Raw genomic sequence first — 19,645 nt, forward strand, 5'->3', positions numbered from 1 at the left:
GCGGGGTCAGGCCCGGTGGACCGTCGGCACCATCTCGACCGGCCGGGCCGGCTGGCCCGGCTCGGCGCAGAGCCGGGCCAGGTGCGCGATGATCTTTTCCGGGTCGTCGAACGGATCCAGCGCCGCGACCTCGGCGGGGCTGAGTGCCGGAACGGGTACGTGCGAGATCAGCGGATGCCGGGGCCGGACGTCGGCCTCGGCGGCGCCGAAGAGGTCCTCGTGCAGCTTCTCGCCGGGTCGCAGTCCGGTGTAGACGATGGCGGGCGGGTCGGGGACCTGCGCCGCGAGTCGCCGGGCGAGGTCGTCGATCCGGACCGGCTCGCCCATGTCGAGCACCAGCGCCTCGCCGTCGTTCCCGATCGCGGCGGCCTGGAGGACCAGCTGCACCGCCTCCTGCACGCTCATCAGATAGCGGGTGACGTCCGGATGGGTGACGGTGATCGGCAGTCCCGCCTCGATCTGCGCCCGGAAGGCGGTGACCACCGACCCCCGGCTGCTCAGCACGTTGCCGAACCGCACGCTGAGGAACGTACCGGGTGAGTTGGCCGCGGCGTGCGCGGTCAGGCGTTCGGTGATCCGTTTGGAGTACCCGAGCACGCTGACCGGGTCCGCCGCCTTGTCGGTGGAGATGTTCACGAACCGGCCCACGTCCCGGGCCGCGTTGAGGACGGCCAGGGTGCCCCAGACGTTGGTCTTGACCGCCTCGCCGGGGTGCCGCTGCAACAGGGTCAGGTGCTTGAGCGCGGCGCAGTGGAAGATGACGTCGGGGCGGCGGGCCCGGACGATCCGGTCGATCCCCTCGGCGTCGCGCAGGTCGGCGAGGATCAGTTCCGGCCCGTCCAGCATGGCCCGACCCGAGAGCGAGAGTTGCAGGCCGTGCAGGGCCGACTCGTCCCGGTCCAGCATCATCAGCTCGCCGGGGTCGGCCCGCAGGATCTGCCGGCACAGCTCGGAGCCGATCGAACCGCCGGCACCGGTCACCAGCACCCGCCGGCCGGTCAGCACGGCCTCCGGCCGGCCGAGTTCGGTGACCACCTGCCGGCGGCCCAACAGGTCGTCGATCCGCACGTCGCGGACGTCCGTCACGCTGATCCGGTGGTCGACCAGTTCCCGGATCGGCGGCATGATCTTGAATGCCGCCCCGGCGGCCAGGGTGCCGGCCCGGACCGTACGGACCAGCTCCGCGTCGGCGTTCGCGACGGAGAAGATCACCGTACCGGCGCCGGTCCGGGTCACCGCCGTCGCGATGTCGCCCCGGCCGCCGTGGGTTCGCACGCCGTCCACCCGCAGGTGGCGCTTGTCGGGATCGTCGTCGAGGAGCCCGACCGGCAGGTACCGGCCGTCCGGATCGGTGAGCATCGCCCGGAGCAGCCGCTGGCCGGCGAGCCCGGCTCCGAAGATCAGCACCCGGGTGGCGGAACCCGCGCCGGGGCGCAGCGAGCGGTCCAGCCGGTACCGGTGTCCGGCCCGGACGGCGAACATCAGCAGCAGGGCCAGCGCACCACCCACCACGGGAGCGCTGGCCGGCAGTGGACGGTCGTCCATCGGCAGCAGCGCGCCGAGCAGCACCAGGGCGGTACCGGTCGCGACGGCGGTCAGGGTGCGGGCCTCCTGGAGGCTGCCGTCCGGATGCCGGGCCCAGTACCTGCCGCAGAGCCCGGCGAGTACGGCGTGGATGGCGGCCGCGAGCAGGGCGGCACCGAGTACGCTGCCCAGCCGGCCGGCGGTGAGGTCGAACTCGTACCTGGTCCAGGCGGCGCAGGTCATCCCCAGGATCCAGCCGGCGGCGTCCACCGCCGGCAGTGGTACGGCGTGCCACCGGCGTACCGGTCGGGACCGGCCTACCGGTTCGGACCGGTACGGGTCCTCGGTGGGCTGCATCTGGGCTCCTCGCTGCGGAAAGGCGACCGACCCGCACCCGTCGGACGAAGGCCCCGACCGGGCAGTAAGCGGGCAATCTGCTACAAATCTCTTATCCGATGCTCCGGAGGTCGCGGGTGGGGTTCGGAGCTTTCCATCCCAAAGGTCCGGTTCTTCGCCTCCGCGACAGGTTCAGCCACCCGTACCGAGGTTCAAAAGCGACAAACGCGGTAAAGTTGGCACTGGTCGGACCAGAGCCGGCACGGCTGGGCCGCGACAGCGAGGAATGCCAGTGAAGGTGATCGTCTCCACCGAATCCCGCTTCGTCCGCACCCCGGACGGGGCGGTCTGGACCAACGGCGGTCCGACCCGGCGATTCTTCGCCCGATACCTCTCCGGCTTCGACCAGGTCCGGGTGCTGGCCCGGGTCGCCGAGGTGACCGCGCCGCCGGACGACGCCCACCGGGTGGACGGCGACGGCGTCTCGATCTGCCCGGTGCCGTACTACGTCGGCCCCCGGCAGTACCTGCGCCGCCGGGCAGCCGTACTCCGCGCCGTCCGGCAGGCCGCCGCCAGCGCCGACGCGGTGATCGTCCGGGCCCCCTCGCCGATCGGCACCCTGCTGGTCTCGGCCCGCCGACGGATCGGCTCGCCGTACGCGATCGAGGTGGTGGGAGACCCCTTCGACGTCTTCGCTCCCGGGGTGGTCGAGCACCCGCTGCGCCCGCTGCTGCGCCGCCGGTACATGGCGGCGATGCGGCAGCACTGCGCCACCGCGACCGGGGTGGCGTACGTGACCGAGGCGTACCTCCAGGCCCGCTATCCGGCCGCCCCCGGCGCCGTCACCGCCAACTACTCCAGCGTCGACCTTCCGGCCGAGGCCTACGTGCCCGCGCCGCGCGGCGTCGAACGCTGCCGCGACGCCCACACGCTCATCTCGGTCGGCTCGCTGGAGCAGATGTACAAGGGGATCGACACCCTGATCCGGGCACTTCCCCGGCTCGCCGCGGCCGGCACGCCGGTCCGGCTGGTGCACCTCGGCGACGGCCGGTACCGGCCCCGGCTGGAACGGCTCGCCGCCGACCTCGGCGTACGCCGGCAGGTGCACTTCGCCGGCACGATCAGCGCCGCCGCCGAGGTACGCCGGCAACTCGACGCCGCCGACCTCTTCGTCATGCCGTCCCGCACGGAGGGGCTGCCGAAGGCCCTCATCGAGGCGATGGCCCGGGGACTGCCCGCCGTCGCCACCTCGGTCGGCGGCATCCCCGAGCTGCTGCCCCCGGAGGACATGGTGGCCGCGGACGACGTCGCCGGCCTCGCCCGGCTGATCGGCGCGCACCTGACGCAGCCCGACCGGATGTCGACCGCCTCGGCCCGCAACCTCGCCCGGTCCCGGGACTACCTGGACGAGGAACTCACCCGCCGCCGCGACGGGTTCTACCGCGAGGTCCGGGACGCCGTCGTCCTCGGCGCCTCGGCCGGCCGCTGAGCGGCGGCGCCCACCGGCCCGGCCTTCGCCCGCAGCACCGTGGTGGCGAAGAGCACCGCCAGGCCCACCGGCGCGAAGCGGGTGAGCAGGACGATGGTGATGTTGTCCAGGTCGCTGGTGAGCATGAGCACGGACGCCAGGCACAACGACGGCGCCAGGATCCTGGGTGCCAGCCGGTCACCGTCCCGGGCCCGCAGGTAGAGCGAGGTGACCCCGCGGATCAGCAGGCCCAGCACCAGGAACGAGGCGACGGCGCCGGCCGGACCGAAGTTCAGCATCGCCTCCCCGGCGATGCCGTAGACCCGGCTGACCCACCGTCCCGACTCGTAGTCGAACGCCCCCGGACCGGCGATCACCTCGGTACCGAAGTCGATTTTGCTCGGCACCCGTTCCGGCAGCACCGCCCGGGGAACCACCGTCGTCAGGTCGCCGAGATAGGACACGCCGTAGCCGAGTTCACCGACGCCGGAGCGCTTGCGGTCCAGCAGTACCGCCTGGATGTCGGCCCGGGCCAGGTCGCCCAGGAGCAGCGTGGGCACGTCCCGGCCGGTCTCGGCGGAGAGCTGCGTGACGCTGCGCCCACTGCGCACGGCGTCGACCGCCTGGGTACCGCCGCTCTTGTAGATCCCGTACAGGTACATGAAGCAGACGAAGAAGAGCGCGACGATCGCCAGCGCCTTGCGGGAGACCTGGACGACCAGCAGGTGCACCAGGATCAGGCCGAGGAGCACCGGCCAGACCGTGTTGCTCCGGCTGCCGCGCAGGCCACCGACCAGGAACTGCACGACCGCCAGCCCGACCAGCAGCAGCGCCACCACGCCGGGACGGCCGACGAGGGTACGACGCCAGCGCAGCAGTACGAGCAGGAAGGTCAGCAGCGGGAACGACTCGGCCAGGATCAGCAGCCAGCCCGTCCCGGAGAGGACGCCCCGCTCACCGGTCATCGCGGTCAGATATCCGCTGAATCCGCCGAACATGGCGATCTCGACGCCGAACGCCAGCACCCCGAGCGCCACGGCGACGGCCACGACCCGCACCAGCCGCTTCTCGTCCACCCGGAACCGTCCGCCCCCGGCCCGGCGCCGGTACGCCGGCAGCACCAGGACGATCCGGTAGAGCAGCAACCCGATGCAGTTCAGTACGGCCATCGCGCCGAGCGCGTCCCGCCAGCTCGTCGGCGGCTGCACAGTCGCCGGCCAGTAGTCGAGCATGACGTGCAGCAGCGGGGCCAGGAAGAAGAAGTGGAAGCCCAGCAGACCGAGCATCGCCCGCGGGTCGAAGACGTCCAGTCGACGGCGCAGCCAGGCCGCCACGTCCACGCCGACCAGCACCCCGCAGGCGGCGACCGGGACGACGAACGGATGCCAGAGCAGCGGCTCGACGGCCAGCAGTACGGCGGTGATCGTCCCCACCAGGGCAGCGGCGAGCAGCAGGTCGCCCTGGAGGTCGGCGGCGGCCCGCCGCACGCCGCCCGGCATCACCGGGACCACGACGTCCGGCACCGCCGGACCGCCGCCGGAGCGCCGGGACGACGGCCGGAGCCGGCCCGTCCCCGCGACCCGCGCCGGCTCACGACGGTCCACCGCTCGGTTCGGGTTCCGCCGCGCGACCGCGCGACGGCGGGACGAGCGCGGACGGCGCCGGCCGGGACGCGTAGACGTAGTACGGGATCCACGGCCGGGGGTCCCGGGGACGGGTCCGGATGGAGTACCCGGCCGCGTTCAACAGCGCGGTGACCTCGTCGAAGGTGCGCTGCCAGCCCCGCCCCGGCAGGTCCGCCAGGAAGTCGTGGCAGGAGACCACGAGGTGGCGTACCCGGTCCAGCGCCCCGGTCGAGCCGGCCAGCACGGCCGCCTCCGCCCCCTCGATGTTCATCTTGAGCAGGTCGACCCGCCGCACGTCGAGCGTCGTCAGGATCTCCTCCAGGGTCCGCCCGGGCACCAGCACCCCGGCGGCCGGGTCCGAGGTCAGCCCGTTGCGGATGTGCAGCTCCGGATCGTCCTCGATGAGCACCGGCCCCGGCCGGCCGACCACCGCGCACTGCAGCGTCGTCACGTTGGTCAGCCCGTTCTCCGCCACGGTGCGGGTCAGGCAGCGGAAGGTGCGGGGATGCGCCTCGATGCTGACCACCCGACCTTCCGGACCGACCAGCCGGGAGAAGAGCCGCACCTCGCCGCCGACCCCGGCACCGATGTCCAGCACGGTGTCGCCCGGCTGCGGCCGGTAGTCGTGCAGGAAGACGTCGGTGGTCATCCGGTCCTGCATCGCCGGTGTCGGGCCACCGACCCGGGTGTTCACCAGCACCCCGTCGCGGTACCGGTGGATCCAGTCGCCGTCGTCGTGGCGCAGCACGCAGCGGCCACGCGCGCGGACCGACAGGTAGCCGGAGCCGATCAGCGCGGTCAGCCGGGGGTCCAGCCCGGTCCGGACGATCCCGCCCAGCCGACTCCGCAGGCTCATCGCCGCGGCCCCGGCTCGGCCGGCCCGGCGGACGCCCCGACGTGGTCGCGGTACCACTCGAAGGTCCGGCGGACACCCTCCTCCAGCGGCACCTCCGGCTCGAAGCCGGTCAGCCGGCGCAGCAGGCCGAGGTCGGGGCAGCGCCGGGCGACCGAGTCGGCCGGGGCGGGCAGCGCGGCCAGCGCGGTGTCGACCCGGGCCACCCGCAGCACCAGCTTGGCCAGGTCCGCGATGTTGGTCTCCTCGGTGTCGTTGCCGATGTTGACCACGCCGGGTGCCTCCGGCAGCCGCATCAGCCGCAGCACCGCCTCGACCGCGTCGTCGACGTGGCAGAAGGCCCGCGACTGGTCGGCGCCCCAGACCCGGAACGGGTTCTCCGCACCGAGCGCCCGCAGCACCATCTCCGGGATGACGTGGTCGGCACCCATCCGGGGGCCGTAGACGTTGTGGAAGCGGCCGATCACCAGGTGGCAGCCCTTCGCGGCGGCGCCGTGCAGCAGGGCGGCCTCGCCGAGCAGCTTGCTGATCCCGTACGCGAACCGGGGCGCGGCCACGTTCGGCACGAGTACCGGCACCCGCTCGTCGGTCGGCACCGGCACCACGCTGGCGGTCACCCCGCCGGCGTAGACCTCGCTGGTGGAGCTGAAGAAGACCCGGTCACCGGGGGTCAGCCAGTCCAGCAGGTGCAGTGCGGTCAACGTGTTCACCCGGACCACCCGGCTCGGGTCGGCCGCCACGTTGCGTACCCCGACGACCGCCGCCAGCAGGTAGATCTGGTCGTACCCGTGCGGCAGGGCGGCCCAGGCCGAGGGGCGGGTCAGGTCGGCCGAGACGACCTCGACGCCGGCCGAGGAGACCACCTCGGCCAACTCGTCGTCCCAGCGGCCCCGGGAGAAGTCGTCCACACAGGTCACCTCGTGGCCCTCGGCGACGAGCCGGCGGGTCAGGTGCAGTCCGATGAACCCGGCACCGCCGAGCACGAGAGCGCGGCTCATGCCGGCACCGTCGGCAGCGTCCGGGCGCCGGCCTGTCCGCGCGCCGGCCGGTAACCGATCCCCGCGTACCGGACACCGGCGGCGACGAGGGCCGCCTCGTCGAGGATCCGCCACGAGTCGTAGACCACCGCCGGACGGACCTCGCCGAGCAGCTTCTCGACCTGGATGGCGCAGTAGTCCGGGTGGTCGGTGAGCACCAGCACGGCGTCGGAGTTCCGGAACGCCTCGTCCAGGCTGACCGGCTCGCCGCCGTGCCGCCGGATGACCTCGGGCGGGACCAGCGCGTCGTGCCCGGAGACGGTCAGCCCGGCGGCCTGGAAGATCGGCATCATGGTGTCGATCGGAGCGCCGCGCATGTCGTCGGTGGGCGGCCAGCCCTTGTACGCCCAGCCCAGCACGGCCAACCGGGCACCGGCGGTCTCTCCCCGCTCCTGGCGGAGCAGCTCCACCACCGTCTCGGCCACGTGTCCGGGCAGCCGTTCGTTGAGCCGGCGCGCGGCGGCGACCAGGAAGGGCGGCGCGTCCCCGGCGCTCTCCACCATCAGGTACGGGTCCTTGGAGAGGCAGCCGCCGCCGACGTACCCGGGCCGGGCGAGGTCGGGGCGCGGATAGTCGAGGTTGGCGGCCCGGATCACCTCCAGCGGGTCGAGCCCGTGCCGCTCGGCGACCAGGGCGACCTCGTTGCCGTAGGCGTAGATCAGGTCGGTGTGGCAGTTGTTCGAGAGCTTGACCAGTTCGGCCGCCTCCAGGCTGGAGACCGGCACGATCTGCCGGGCGATCCCGGCGAAGAGGTCCTGGCCGGCCCGCAGGCTCTGCTCGTCGAGCCCGCCGACCACCTGTGGCAGTTCGACGAGTTCGCGCAGCGCCTGCCCCTGGATGGTGCGTTCCGGCGCCATCACCAGGCGGGCGGTCCCCCAGCTCCGGGTCAGCGCCGGCAGCACCACCCGGCGGCAGGTCCCGACCGGCACGGTGCTGCGCACCACCACCAGCGTCTCCGGCGCGCAGGTGCGGGCGACGTCGGCGGCCGCCCGGGCCAGGTTCGTCAGGTCGGGTCGGTGGCTGTGCGGGTCGACCGGGGTGGAGACGCAGATGATGACGGCGTCGACCTCGGGATCCAGTTCGGTCCGCAGGCTGAGCGAGTCGCCTACCGCGGCACCGAGGATCCGTTCCAGGCCGGGCTCGAAGAGGTGCAGCCGGCCGCGCCGCAGCGACTCCAGCACCTCGGGGTTCGCGTCCACGCCGCAGACCCGGTAGCCCCGCTCGGCCAGGACCGCGCTGAGCGTCAGCCCGACGTAACCGAGTCCTACGACGCCGATTCTTGGATACACGCCGACTCCTTTGGCTGTGCTGGCGGGGTGACGGACGGGACCACGCCCCGGTCCGGGAGCTGGATGCCGGCGGTGGCGTACCACAGCGCCGAGACGGAGGCCGGCAGGTCGTAGCTGGGCCGCCAGCCGAGCAGGTCGGCGGCGGCGCGGATGTCGGCACACGCCCAGCCGACCCCGCCCGACCGGGAGGTGCCGGGCGGGCCCGCCTCCTCCTCGATCCGGCCGGTGAAACCGGCGGCCCGGGCCAGCAGCTGCACCGCGGTCCGGGTCGGCACGGCACGACCGCTGCCGATGTTGAAGATTCGTTGCGGCAGGGCCCGGATCCGTACCGCGGCCCGGACCGCGAGCGCCACGTCCCGGACGTCGACGAAGTCGCGGTGGGCGTCGAGGCTGCCCAGCACGATCCGGTCCTCGCCCCGGGCCAGCGCCTGGCGCAGCAGTAGAGCGGCGCGGCCGAGGACGTTGCCGGTGGGCAGGCCGGGGCCGACCGGGTTGAAGACCCGCAGCACCACCCCGTCGACCCGGCCGGCCCGGCAGGCCAGCTCGACGAGCCGGGTACCGGCCAGGTGGCTGACGCCGTACGCCCCGATCGGGCGGGTGGCGGCGGATTCGTCGGCCGCCTCACCCGGCGGGATCGGGCCGTACTCGCCGGCCGAGCCGATCCGGACGAGCCGGGCGCCCGGCGCGCCGGCGGCGACCGCCTCGCCGAGTTTCGCCGTCACCAGCGTGTTGGCCAGGACGAGTTGGTCGTCGGTGCCGTCCAGCGCGCCCGTACAGTTGACGACCGCGTCCGGCGCGACCGCCCGGACCAGTCGGGTCAGCTCCCGGAGTTCGACGGTGCCGAGGTCGCAGTCGGCGCGTCCCGGGCAGCGCAGTTCGGCGTCGGGGGCGAGTACGGCCCGGACCTGCCGCCCGACGAACCCCGACGCCCCGAAGAGCAGTACGGTGCTCACACCGGCTCCGGCACGGTCGAGGGCAGCAGCAGCGGCCGGAGCATCTCGAACGACCGGTTGGCCTCGTCGTAGTCCTCGGGCCGGCCGATGTCCAGCCAGTAGCCGTCGAAGTCGTAGCTGGCCGGCAGCCGCTCCTGGGCGATCAGGTCGAGCATGAGCTGGTCGAACCCGAAGGCGAGTCCGGCCGGGTAGGACTCGATCGCGGCGGCGGAGAGGCCGTAGACGCCCATGCTGACCCGGTAGTCGAGGGTGGGCTTCTCCTCGAACCGCACCACCCGGCCGTGTTCGGTGGCGAGCACCCCGAAGTCGATTTTGACGGTACGCCGGAACGTGGCGACGGTGAGCGGGGCGCCGGAGTCGGCGTGCACCCGCAGCAGGTCGGCGTAGTCCAGGTCGGTGAGGATGTCGCCGTTCATCACGAGGAAGTGCTCCGGCAGCCGGTCGCGCATCATGAACAGCGGGCCGACCGTCGACAGCGGGACGTGTTCCTCCAGGTATTCCACCTCGATGCCGAACCGGGAGCCGTCCCCGACGAAGGCCCGGACCAGCGAACCCAGGTGGTTGATCGCCAGTGTCGCCCGGGTGAAGCCCCGCGCGGCGAGCTGCCGCAGCACGATCTCGAGTACGGCGTAGCTGTCCCCGATCGGCACCAGCGGCTTGGGCAGTGCCGTCGTGTACGGCCGCAGCCGGACACCCTTGCCGCCCGCCATGATCACTACATGCATGTCGCCCCCTGTCCACCCGTCGCGCCCTGAGCCGGCACCAGCACCGGTGCCGCCGGGGCGACACCCCGACCGCCGGCGAGTTCGATCTCGAACCAGGCCACCGTCGAGCGGAGCCCGTCGGGCAGCGGTGCCGGCTCGACGCCGGGAAAGAGTTCGCGGAGCAGCGCGCCGTCCGCCTGGGAATGCCGCACGTCGCCCGGACGCGGCGCGGCGACCTGTCGGGGGATCGGCCGGCCGAGCACCGTCTCCAGGGCCGCGACCAGGTCACGCAGGCTGGTCCGGGTCTCGAAGGCGAGGTTGACCGGCTGGTCGTGCCGCACGCCGCGCCGGACGGCGTCGAGCAGGACGGCGGAGACCGTGTCCACGTGGGTGAAGTCGCGGGACTGGTTGCCGTCGCCGTAGAAGACCACGGGTTCGCCGGAGAGTGCCGCGTGGACGAACCGGGGGATCACCGCGGCGTACGGGTGGTCGTGCCGCTGCCGGGGCCCGTACACGTTGAAGAACCGGAAGGCGAGCGCGGCGATCCCGTACGACGCCTGGTAGGCCAGCGTGTACGCCTCGGTGGCGAGCTTGCTCGCCGCGTACGGGCTCAGCGGCCTGGTCCAGTCCAACTCGTTCTTGGGCAGTCCCGGGTTCGCCCCGTAGACCGATGAGGAGGAGGCGACGACGACGTGGCCGACCTCGTGCCGGCGGGCCGCCTCCAGCACCAGCACCGTTCCGGTGGCGTTGGCGGCGTGCGAGTCGAGCGGGTACCGCACCGAGCGCGGCACGCTGGGCAGGGCCGCCAGGTGCACGACGGCGTCCCGGCCGGCCATCGCCCGGTCCAGCGCCGCCTGGTCCAGGATGGACGCCTCGACGAGTTCGACGTCCCGGTCGCGCAGGTTGCCGGCCCGGCCGGTGGAGAGGTCGTCGATGACCCGCACGTCGGTGATCGCCGGATCGGCCAGCGCGGACTCGACCAGGTTGGACCCGATGAATCCGGCTCCGCCGGTCACGAGAAGTCGCATCGCACGGCCCCCTCCCTATCCACCGGCGCGGCACCGCTGGACGGGTGCGCTCGGTCTCCGGCTCCCGGACGGAGGGGTGAGGTACCGGGAGCGGCAGTGTTGACGACGTCAGGCTACCGTCGCTATTAACCCTTTACGGTGATTTTGAGCATGTTTATACTATTTTCTGGCTGCTCGGCTGCTCGTCGTACCAGCCGCCACCGCAACAGTGTCCAGGCTCCGACGGAGAGTGCCGCGTACAACACGCAGCAGGCCAGCGCCGCGCCGGCCAGCCCGAGCAGCGAAACCAGCGAGGTGTACGCCAGCACCGCCAGCACGCAGCCCGCCGCACCCAGCAGCCCGGCCGTACCCATCCAGCCGCCACCGAGCAGTCCCCGGCTCGCCACCTCGAACGGCGCCAGGATCACCCCCGCGCCGAGCAGGGCGGGCAGCAGGAACCGCACCGGGGCGAACTCCGGACCGAAGACCGGGACGACCAGCACCCAGCCGGCCACCGCCACCGGCACGCTGAACGCGGCCGCCCAGCGGACCGCCCGCCAGGCGGCACGCCGGACGAAGTCCAGGCCACGGCCCGCCGCCACCTCCCGGAGCGCGAGCTGCCCCATCGCGGCCGGCACCAGGGCGGGCAGTCCACTGATCGTCACCGCCAGCGAGTAGACGGCGACGTCGGCCGGGCCGGCGACCGCACCGAGCACGTAGCGGTCCAGCCGCATCACCACCACCAGCCCCAGGGTCATGCCCAGGGCGCGCACCCCGGCGCCGGGCAGCTCGACGAGGCGGCGCCACGGCAGCGACGGGAGCGCGAAGAGCCCGGCAGCGCGCAGGCGTACGGCCTGCCAGCCGCCGGCCACCGCCATCAGCAGACCCTGACCGAGCAGCAGCGCCCACGCCGTACGGTCCAGGGCGGCCGCGCCGACGACGCCCAGCGCACCGGCCAACGCCACCAGCGCCGCCCAACCGCTGCCGGCGCGGAACCGGCCACCCGCGTACCAGGCGTCGGGCAGCTGGGTGAGCGCCACCTGACCGGCGGCGTTGACGAAGACGCCGACCAGCAGTGCCGGTCCGGCCAGTTCGGGACCGATCAGCGGGGCGGAGAGGGCGCAGAGCAGCACGGCGAGCACCCCGGCGGCGCCGGCCGACAGCACCGTCCACCAGGCGAACGAGGCGACCAGGAGCTGCCGCCCGACGGCGTCGGCGCCGGGGATCCGCGACCGCAGCGCCGACCCGGTGCCCATCCCGACCAGCAGCGCGGCGACGCTGCCGAAGGTCACCCCGAGCACCATCAGGCCCCGGTCGTGCGGGCCGAGCAGCCAGGTCGCCACCACCGCACCGCCGGCCACCAGCGCGGCGCGCAGCGCGCCGAAACCGGTCAGCCCGACCAGCGGCGAGGAGCGCAGCCGGTTCAGCGGGCCCACATCCGGGTCCACTCGGCCACCGCGCGCGGCAGCACGAAGGGTGAACCGAGCAGGCTGCGCCGGATCCGGTGCCGCTGCGTCGCGGAGGTCTCCGCGAGATCCAGCGCGACCCGGGCCCACCGCTCGGGCCCGGCGGCGAGCGGCAGCAGCGTGACACCCTCCACCTGGGCACCGACCTCGCGCAGGCACGCCAGGTCGCTGGCCAGCACCGGCAGGCCGAGGGCCAGCGCCTCGAGCACCACGCCGGGCAACCCCTCCCGGCGGGACGGCAGCACGAAGACGTCGGCCGCGGCCAGCACCTCGGTCACCTCGTCGACCTCGCCGGCCAGCACGATCCCGGGCTCTTCCGGGAACTCCGGGTAGACCGAGGTGAGATCGACGACCCCGCCCGGGCCGGCCAGCAGCAGCGTGCTGTCCGGACGGATCCGGCGGGCGGCGCGGAGGAGTTCGACCAGGTACGGCCGGTTCTTCGCCTCGGCCGCCCGACCGAGGTGCAGCAGTACCGGCGTCTCCGGCGCGATGCCCCAGCGGCGCCGGGCGGCGGCCCGGTCGGCGCCGGCCAGCCGGGCGACGTCCACACTGTTGTAGAGCACCCGGTAACGGCGGTCGCCGGGGCGGGGCCCGGCGAACGCGAGGGCCGCTTCGGTCACCCCGACCACGTCGGTGCTGACTTGGCGCAGCAGGAGCCGCAACCCGGCCCGGCGCAGCCGGCGGCCCGGCCGGTCGGCCCGGCCGTCGCCCTCGCTCCACATCCGGGCCACCCGGACCGGTACGCCGAGCACCCGGGCCACGCCGAGCACGACGGCGCTGCTGAGGCTGACGTGCGCGACGACGACGTCCGGGCGCAGGGTCCGCAGGCAGTGCCAGAGCCTGGGCAGGAAGAGCCGCGCGGGCCGGAGTGGACACTGCCTGACCTGTGCGCCGGCGACCCGGAACAGGTGGGCGAGGCTGCCCTCCGTGCCGCCCAGCGTGACGAAGGTCTGCGCGAACTCGTCGGCGGGCACCGCACGGCAGATGTCCAGGGAGACCGTCTCGGCGCCACCCCGGTCCAGGGAACCGACGACGTGCGCCACCCGCACTGTCACTGCGGCCCCTCCTGGTCCCGGCGAGCACACCGGCGTCGAACCGATCGGACGCGACGCGCCCCAGTTTTGTCCATCTTAGCATGGAAGACGCATATACGTCCGTTATGGTCCAACGGTAGCTTGAGGAGGCCGCCGGTGGACAGCATCTCCGTGACCAACGAACGTGCCGGGTCGGCGCGGCTGCGGATCGTCGTGGTGTTGAAGACCAACACCGGCGGTCTCTGGACCGTCCCGCAGGTCGAGGCGCTCCGGGCGCGCGGCCACGACGTGCGGATCGTCCTCCCGCCCGGCCAGGGCCGGCTGACGGCGGAACTCGCGGCCCGGGGCTTTGCGGTGGTTCCCTCCCCCTTCGACTTCCGGTTCCGGCCGGCGCCCGGCGTACTCCGGGCACTGTGGCGGCTGCGCCGGCTGCTGCGCGACCTCCGGCCCGACGTCGTCCACTACCACCTGTACGCCTCGGCGATGGCCATCCGGCTCGCCGCCGCCGGACTGGGAGTCCGCAAGGTCCACATGGTCGCCGGACCGCTCTTCCTCGAATCGCCGATCATCCGGCGGGTCGAGCGACTCCTGTGGCGGATGGACGATCTCGTCGTCTGCGGCACCGAGTTCACCTCCCGGCTCTACGGGCGACTCGGCTGCCCACCGGGCCGGCGGCCGGTGGTGACCTACGGGGTGGACACCGAACGGTTCAGCGTCGACCACCTGCTGCGCGAGCGCGGCCAGCCCACGCACCGGCCGGCACACGCGGAGCTGCGCAGGAAGGTCCGCGCGGACCTCGGGGTGGCCGAGGACGTGCTGCTGGTCGTCATGGTCGCCTTCGTCTACCCGCCGCGCCACCTGGTCCACCGGGGCCGGGGCATCAAGGGCCACGACGTCCTGCTGACGGCCTGGGACCGGTTCCACGCCCGCCACCCCCGCTCCCACCTGCTGCTGGTCGGCGGCGGATGGAACCAGGCCGGCCGGGCGCACCGGGCCGAGCTGATCCGGCGCTTCCGGGTGACCGAGCGCGCCGACGTCACCTGGACCGATTCGGTCACCGAGGTCCGTGAGGTGTACGCCGCCGCCGACCTGAGCGTCAGCCCGTCGCTCTCCGAGGGGCACGGCGCGGTCGTCGAGGCCAGCGCGATGGGGGTACCGAGCATCGTCAGCGACGCCGGAGGACTCCCCGAGACCGTCGACGAGTACGCCGGCTGGGTGGTACCGGCCGACGACGCCGCCGCACTCGAGGCGGCACTCGACACCGCCGGGCAGGAGTTCCGGGCCGGACGCCTGCCGGCCCGGGGTACCAACGCCCGGCGCCGCGCCGTGGCACTCTTCGACAGCGCGGCCGCCGCCACCCGGCTCGCCGCGATCATCGAACAATCCGTCGCGGCCGGGTCTGCCCCCGAGGTCAGGTCAGCAGTTCCCCGTTGACCCGGCGCGGAATGCCCAGCGGGTTGGCCGCCCGCAACGCCGCCGGCAGCAGCTCGTCGGGCATCCCCTGGTAGGCGACGGGACGCAGGAAACGGCGCACCGCCGTCACCCCGACCGAGGTGTGCAGCGAGCCGGTGGTGGCCGGCCACGGCCCGCCGTGCTGCATCGCCCAGGTCACCGCGACCCCGGTCGGCCAGCCGTTCCAGATCACCCGGCCGGCCCGCCGGGCCGCGAGGTCGACCACCCGGGCCGCCACCGGGTCGTCGGCGCCCTCGCCGTGCACGGTGGCGGTCAGCGCGCCGGGTACGACGTTCAGCGCCGCCAGCAACTCCGCCTCGTCGGCGTACTCCACCAGCAGGGCGGCCGGGCCGAAGCACTCCTCCAGCAGCCGCTCGGCCTGCCGGACGAGGTCACCGGCCGAGACCGCCAGCAGTTGGGCACCGGCCCGGTATCCGGGCTCGTCGACCGGGGCGGGCGGGACGATCGTCCGCACCCCGGGCACCTCGGCCAGGGCGGCGGCCCCCTCCTGGTACGCGTCGCGGATCCGGGCGTTCAGCAGCGGGCCGAGCGACGCCGCGCCGACCGCCTTGCCGAGTACCCCCTCCAGCTGGTGGCCGGCGGGCAGGAAGAGCAGCCCCGGCTTGGTGCAGAACTGTCCCGAGCCGAGGGTGACCGAGCCGACGAACGCCTCGGCGATCGTGTTGCCCCGGGCGGCCAGCGCCGCCGGGGTGACCACGGTCGGGTTCAGCGAGCCGAGTTCGCCGTAGAACGGAATCGGGTCGGGGCGGCCGGCGGCGAGGTCGGCCAGCGCCCGGCCACCGGTGGCGGAGCCGGTGAAGGAGCCGGCCGCGATCGCCGGATGGGTGATCAGGGCCCGGCCGGCCTCCATCCCCCGGACCACCGCGAAGGTGCCGACCGGGGCACCCCTCTCGGCGAGCGCGTTGGCGACCAGCGCGCCGCAGAGGTCGGAGAGTCCGGGGTGGCCCGGATGGGCCTTCACCACCACCGGGCAGCCGGCGGCCAGCGCGCTGGCCGTGTCGCCGCCCGGCACCGAGAAGGCGAGCGGGAAGTTCGACGCCGCGTAGACCGCGACCGGGCCGACCGGGACCAGCATCCGGCGCAGGTCCGGTCGGGGCGCCGGCAGCGCGTCCGGATCGGGCAGGTCGATCACCGCCTCCAGGAACGACCCCTCGGCCACCGCGTCGGCGAACATCTCCAACTGCACCCGGGTCCGGGTCAGCTCGCTGTGCAGCCGGGCCGTGCCGAGACCGGTCTCGGCGTCGCCGAGGGCGACGATCTCGTCCCGGGAGCCCTCCAGCGCGCCGCCGATCCGGCGGAGCAGGTCCGCGCGGGTGGTCAGCGGCAGTGCCGCGTACGCGGGTGCGGCGGCGGCCGCCAGCCGGCAGACCGCGTCCAGTCCGTCGGTACCGGTGTGCGGCACCGGATGACCGGTCGGCGCGCCGGTGTAGGGGTTCATCGGCTGGTCGGTGTCCATGCCAGTCTCCGTCGGTCCAGTGTGGGTCACGGGGCGAGTACCAGTTTCCGCAGCGTGCTGTCGAGGGTGGCGGCGTCCACCCCGCCGGGCCAGCCCCGCAGCAGCGTGCCGCCCTTGGCGACGACGACCACCGCCGGGGGTTCCCGGACCGCGTACGCCCGCGCTATGCGCTGGTCACCGTCGACCAGTACCGGATATTCCACCCGGTGCCGGCGCAGGTACTCCTGGAGGGCGTCCGGGTCGTCCTCGCCGGCCACCCCGACGAAGACCACCCGGTCGCGGTGCTCGCGGGCCAGTTCGCCGAGGGCGTCCTGCCGTCCGGCGCAGGTGTTGCACCAGGAGCTGAAGAAGGTCAGCACCACCGGCCGGTCGGCCCACAGCTCCGCCACCGCCAGCGCGCTGCCGTCGGTCAGCGTACCCGTGACCTTCGGGGCGCCCGGCAGGTCGGTCGGCGCCGGTCGCAGCGCCAGGTCGCTCGGCACCGGGCCGGGCAGTCCGGCGGCACCGCCGGCCACCGGCGGGGTCGGCTCGGGGTCCGCGCCGTCACCGGTGCAGCCGGTGGCGAGCACCGCGACCGTCACGGCGACCCCGACCAGCGCGGCGAGCCGGCCCCGGCGCGGCCGACCGGCCCGGTGCGACGCGGCGACGGTGGGCTCGGCGGCTTTCCGGGCGGTCACGACGGCACCACCGCGACCAGCGCGGGCCCCTCGCTGTCGTCCCTGGTCAGCGGGATCGGCCGGCGGTCGTCGACGATCAGCCGGTACGCGTCCCGGTCGGCCACCGAGACCGGGACGGCGAACTCGCAGTACGTCGGGATGCGCGGCACCTCCAGGTCCTCGGCGAAGGTCCGGACCGACGTGCCGGGCGGCAGTTCGCCCTCGGCCAGGGTCTCGCCGTCGCCGTCCACCACCCGGTAGGCCGCCCTGTTGTGGAAGTGGGTGTACGGCCCGGTGCCGGCGCACTCGACGCCCTCGGGCCGGATGTTGATGTCCCGGACCAGCACCCGGACGGTCATCGCGGCCCGTGGCTCCTCGTCGTCGCCGCACCCGGTCAGCGGTGCGAGCAGCAGCAGCGGCAGTACCGCCAGCAGGTGGCGGTAGCGGACCCGCCGCATCTTTCCTCCGGGATGGTCGGAGCGAGGTGCCCGGGGGGCGGTGCGGGGTGCACCACCTCCCGGGCGTCCCGCCGGGCGCGTCAGGACTTCTGGACGCGGCACTGCTTGGTGACGGTCTTCGTCGGGTCGCTCTCCGAGGTGGCGGTGAGCTTGACGACGCCGGTCTGGGTGGCCGACGGGGTCGCCCCCACCGAGACCCGGACCGGGGTGGACTTGCCGAACCCGGCCGTGGCCAGCGCGTTCGGCACCTCGACCCGCCAGCCCTTGCCGTTCACCTCCGCGGTGAGCCGGTAGACGTCCGACTTGAGGTAGGCCGTCGCGTTCTCCGGGTGCGCCTGGCCGCCGGCCGCGTACGCCCCGGTGTTGGTCAGGGTGAACGAGCAGGTGACGCCCCGGTTGGTCGGCCGGGTCGCGGTGGTCACCTCGCCGGCCGAGAGCGCCACGCCGTGGCTGCTCGGTCCGGCGCCGTCGAGCGAGCGCACCGCCACCGTGTACGACAGCACGCCGTCGCCGTTGCGCTTCAGGTCGAGGACGTAGAAGTGCAGCCGGTTGGCCTCGTCCACGTACTCGTACTCGCTGCCCGACCGGGTGCCGGCGTGGAACAGCGCGTCGGAGAGCTGCCGGTAGTCCCCCATGGTGATCTTCTGCGGGGTGCCGTCCGGCTGGTAGAAGTCGATCATGTCGATGTCCTGCGGGTTGGCGTCGACCACCCAGACGAAGGGAGCGCTGTCGGCGTTCTTCGTCTTGGAGAGCAGCACGCCGCTGTCCGGGGTGAACGAGTCCGCACCCATCCGGTCCACGACCTCGACGGTGTAGTTGTTGAAGCTGCCGCCGTCGCAGAGCGGGTCGGTGCTGGTGTCGCAGGCCGGCGACCGGTCCCGGTTCATCGCGATGTTGATCCCGGTGAGCCCCTTCGGACCGGCGTCCACCGCCCGGGCGGTCACCGTCGCCACCACCATCCCGGAGGTGGCCAGCGCCTCCCGGCTCAGCCGCAGCAGGTGCTCCTCACCGAGCAGACCGATCTTCATCTTGTCCCGGACGGTGTGCAGCGAACCCATCGAACCGCCGTTCACCGGCGGGATCTGCCACCGGGTGTGCGGACCGCCGGGCCCGTTGAACGAGCCGCGCGACATCATGCTCCAGATGCCGGTGTACGCCCGCCGCAACGGTGTGCCGTACGGGTTGTTGTAGTTGTCGCCGATGCTGAGCAGGTGGCTCAGTTCGTGCGCGTACACGCCCATGCCGGAGCTCTCGGCCTGGGTCGAGGAGCCGCCACCGGCGTTCGGCCAGATGGTCGAGGCCGCCTTCCAGGAGGTCCACTCGACATACCGGGTACGCGCGTAGTTCGGCAGGTTCGGGTCCGGCGGACCCCAGGCGTCCGGCACGTCCTCCTTGGTCTGGAACATCATCTGGCCGAACTCCTGCCAGGTGGACGACTCGTCCTGCCCGGCGGAGAGGATGAAGACCAGCTCGAACGAGTCGGCCACCTCGTCGCCGACCGCCGCCCGCCAGGCGCCCAGCCCGTCGGTCCGGATGTTCTTGGCACACTGCTCGCCGCTCGGGCAGGCGCCCGGGTTGAAGCCGTTGTCGATGCCGTACTGGTAGGACTTCGCCGGCATCTCGTACGGGCCGAAGCCGGTCAGGTCCACCCCGTACCGGCCGTTGGAGTCCTGCATCCAGTACTCGTGCAGGGTGTGGCCCTTGTTCAGCTCGTTGGGCTTGTTCAGGAAGTCGGTGTAGAAGCCCGCGACCTGGTCGCGCGGGATGTTCGCCGCCGTCGACTGGGGGTTGCCGAAGACCGTCGACCGGGGCCGCTGGGTGACCACGAACGGCTGGTCCGGATAGTCGAGGGTGACCAGAGCGATCTTGAAGTTGCGGACCGAGCCGGCCACGGTCGGGTCGGCCCAGTTCGTGTTCGGCGGCGTGACGTAGTCGTCCCAGGTCATGCCGTCCGGGTTCTCCCAGGACTGCGGGTCGAGCACGTCGAACGGGCCGGTGCCGCCGGCCGGGTTGCCCGGTGCGGCCGAGGCCGGCGTCGTGGCGACACCGGCGACCAGTGCCGCCGCGAGCGTCGCCGCCAGCGCCGACCGCCACGCGGTGCGTCTGGTGGACAGTAGGTGCATCCAGTCACCTCTCGTTCTCCCTGGGTGCGCCGACGGCGCTCCACTGCGGTGCGCGGGACACCCTCCCCGTGCTGGTGGCACCGGTTGGGCTCCTCTCCCGACACCTCCGGCCCGATCATCCATGATCACGCGACGCGAATCTATGCGGCCCGATCCGCGACGTCACCCTACAGATGTCGTCGG

Annotated in this window: 16 protein-coding genes; 2 read left to right on the forward strand and 14 right to left on the reverse strand. The window is 73.4% G+C overall.

Annotated features, from left to right (window positions below):
* Positions 1 to 6: 6 nt before the first annotated feature.
* Entirely contained in the window at positions 7 to 1,881 is a 1,875-nt protein-coding gene (locus C6W10_RS05120; protein ID WP_199853870.1) for a nucleoside-diphosphate sugar epimerase/dehydratase, read from the reverse strand.
* Between the two features lie 271 nt (positions 1,882 to 2,152).
* Here C6W10_RS05120 and C6W10_RS05125 point away from each other — a divergent pair, with 271 nt between their 5' ends.
* Positions 2,153 to 3,349, forward strand: a complete 1,197-nt coding sequence (locus C6W10_RS05125) for a glycosyltransferase family 4 protein (protein ID WP_107256980.1) — start codon at positions 2,153 to 2,155, stop codon at positions 3,347 to 3,349.
* Here the strand turns inward: C6W10_RS05125 and C6W10_RS05130 are convergent.
* From C6W10_RS05130 to C6W10_RS05170, 9 genes are all read right to left on the reverse strand, one after another.
* Entirely contained in the window at positions 3,298 to 4,851 is a 1,554-nt protein-coding gene (locus tag C6W10_RS05130; protein ID WP_159079247.1) for a hypothetical protein, read from the reverse strand. The genes C6W10_RS05125 and C6W10_RS05130 overlap by 52 nt on opposite strands.
* A gap of 67 nt (positions 4,852 to 4,918) precedes the next feature.
* Entirely contained in the window at positions 4,919 to 5,809 is an 891-nt protein-coding gene (locus C6W10_RS05135; RefSeq protein ID WP_159079248.1) for an FkbM family methyltransferase, read from the reverse strand.
* Positions 5,806 to 6,804 carry an NAD(P)-dependent oxidoreductase gene (locus tag C6W10_RS05140; RefSeq protein ID WP_107256985.1) on the reverse strand — a complete coding sequence of 333 codons (999 nt, stop codon included), beginning with the start codon at positions 6,802 to 6,804 and terminating at the stop codon, positions 5,806 to 5,808. Before C6W10_RS05140 ends, C6W10_RS05135 begins: the two co-directional genes overlap by 4 nt.
* The gene (locus C6W10_RS05145; RefSeq protein WP_107256987.1) at positions 6,801 to 8,132 is read right to left on the reverse strand and encodes a nucleotide sugar dehydrogenase; all 1,332 of its coding nucleotides are present in this window, start codon (positions 8,130 to 8,132) and stop codon (positions 6,801 to 6,803) included. Before C6W10_RS05145 ends, C6W10_RS05140 begins: the two co-directional genes overlap by 4 nt.
* On the reverse strand, positions 8,108 to 9,085 hold the full coding sequence (locus C6W10_RS05150) for an NAD(P)-dependent oxidoreductase (RefSeq protein ID WP_234361623.1): 978 nt from the start codon (positions 9,083 to 9,085) through the stop codon (positions 8,108 to 8,110). The genes C6W10_RS05145 and C6W10_RS05150 overlap by 25 nt, the downstream gene beginning before the upstream one ends.
* Positions 9,082 to 9,810 (reverse strand): sugar phosphate nucleotidyltransferase, encoded by a 729-nt coding sequence (locus C6W10_RS05155; protein ID WP_107256988.1) that lies wholly within the window; start codon positions 9,808 to 9,810, stop codon positions 9,082 to 9,084. Before C6W10_RS05155 ends, C6W10_RS05150 begins: the two co-directional genes overlap by 4 nt.
* A complete protein-coding gene (locus tag C6W10_RS05160; protein WP_107256990.1) occupies positions 9,801 to 10,817 on the reverse strand; it encodes an NAD-dependent epimerase/dehydratase family protein in 1,017 nt (338 codons plus the stop codon). The genes C6W10_RS05155 and C6W10_RS05160 overlap by 10 nt, the downstream gene beginning before the upstream one ends.
* Before the next feature lie 125 nt (positions 10,818 to 10,942).
* Positions 10,943 to 12,244 (reverse strand): lipopolysaccharide biosynthesis protein, encoded by a 1,302-nt coding sequence (locus C6W10_RS05165; RefSeq protein WP_159079249.1) that lies wholly within the window; start codon positions 12,242 to 12,244, stop codon positions 10,943 to 10,945.
* Positions 12,220 to 13,317, reverse strand: a complete 1,098-nt coding sequence (locus C6W10_RS05170) for a glycosyltransferase (protein WP_159079250.1) — start codon at positions 13,315 to 13,317, stop codon at positions 12,220 to 12,222. The genes C6W10_RS05165 and C6W10_RS05170 overlap by 25 nt, the downstream gene beginning before the upstream one ends.
* A 135-nt stretch (positions 13,318 to 13,452) precedes the next feature.
* Between C6W10_RS05170 and C6W10_RS05175 the strand changes: the two genes are divergently transcribed.
* Complete coding sequence (locus tag C6W10_RS05175; protein WP_234361624.1) at positions 13,453 to 14,730, forward strand: glycosyltransferase; 1,278 nt, start codon at positions 13,453 to 13,455, stop codon at positions 14,728 to 14,730.
* Here the strand turns inward: C6W10_RS05175 and C6W10_RS05180 are convergent.
* From C6W10_RS05180 to C6W10_RS05190, 4 genes are all read right to left on the reverse strand, one after another.
* Positions 14,708 to 16,225 (reverse strand): aldehyde dehydrogenase (NADP(+)), encoded by a 1,518-nt coding sequence (locus C6W10_RS05180; protein ID WP_234361625.1) that lies wholly within the window; start codon positions 16,223 to 16,225, stop codon positions 14,708 to 14,710. The genes C6W10_RS05175 and C6W10_RS05180 overlap by 23 nt on opposite strands.
* Before the next feature lie 26 nt (positions 16,226 to 16,251).
* Positions 16,252 to 16,902 (reverse strand): TlpA disulfide reductase family protein, encoded by a 651-nt coding sequence (locus C6W10_RS37135; protein ID WP_159079251.1) that lies wholly within the window; start codon positions 16,900 to 16,902, stop codon positions 16,252 to 16,254.
* Entirely contained in the window at positions 16,899 to 17,339 is a 441-nt protein-coding gene (locus C6W10_RS37140; RefSeq protein WP_159104472.1) for a hypothetical protein, read from the reverse strand. The genes C6W10_RS37135 and C6W10_RS37140 overlap by 4 nt, the downstream gene beginning before the upstream one ends.
* A gap of 80 nt (positions 17,340 to 17,419) precedes the next feature.
* Positions 17,420 to 19,462, reverse strand: a complete 2,043-nt coding sequence (locus tag C6W10_RS05190; protein WP_107256997.1) for a M6 family metalloprotease domain-containing protein — start codon at positions 19,460 to 19,462, stop codon at positions 17,420 to 17,422.
* Positions 19,463 to 19,645 lie beyond the last annotated feature (183 nt).

Source organism: Plantactinospora sp. BB1 (assembly GCF_003030385.1).
In the GTDB taxonomy this organism is placed as follows: Bacteria; Actinomycetota; Actinomycetes; order Mycobacteriales; family Micromonosporaceae; genus Plantactinospora.

Coding starts and splice junctions, on each gene's coding strand:
- C6W10_RS05155 (WP_107256988.1), bottom strand. CDS start 9,810: ATGCATGTAGTGATCATGGCGGGCGGCAAGGGTGTCCGGCTGCGGCCG.
- C6W10_RS05135 (WP_159079248.1), bottom strand. CDS start 5,809: ATGAGCCTGCGGAGTCGGCTGGGCGGGATCGTCCGGACCGGGCTGGAC.
- C6W10_RS05120 (WP_199853870.1), bottom strand. CDS start 1,881: ATGCAGCCCACCGAGGACCCGTACCGGTCCGAACCGGTAGGCCGGTCC.
- C6W10_RS37140 (WP_159104472.1), bottom strand. CDS start 17,339: ATGCGGCGGGTCCGCTACCGCCACCTGCTGGCGGTACTGCCGCTGCTG.
- C6W10_RS05180 (WP_234361625.1), bottom strand. CDS start 16,225: ATGGACACCGACCAGCCGATGAACCCCTACACCGGCGCGCCGACCGGT.
- C6W10_RS05160 (WP_107256990.1), bottom strand. CDS start 10,817: ATGCGACTTCTCGTGACCGGCGGAGCCGGATTCATCGGGTCCAACCTG.
- C6W10_RS05140 (WP_107256985.1), bottom strand. CDS start 6,804: ATGAGCCGCGCTCTCGTGCTCGGCGGTGCCGGGTTCATCGGACTGCAC.
- C6W10_RS05190 (WP_107256997.1), bottom strand. CDS start 19,462: ATGCACCTACTGTCCACCAGACGCACCGCGTGGCGGTCGGCGCTGGCG.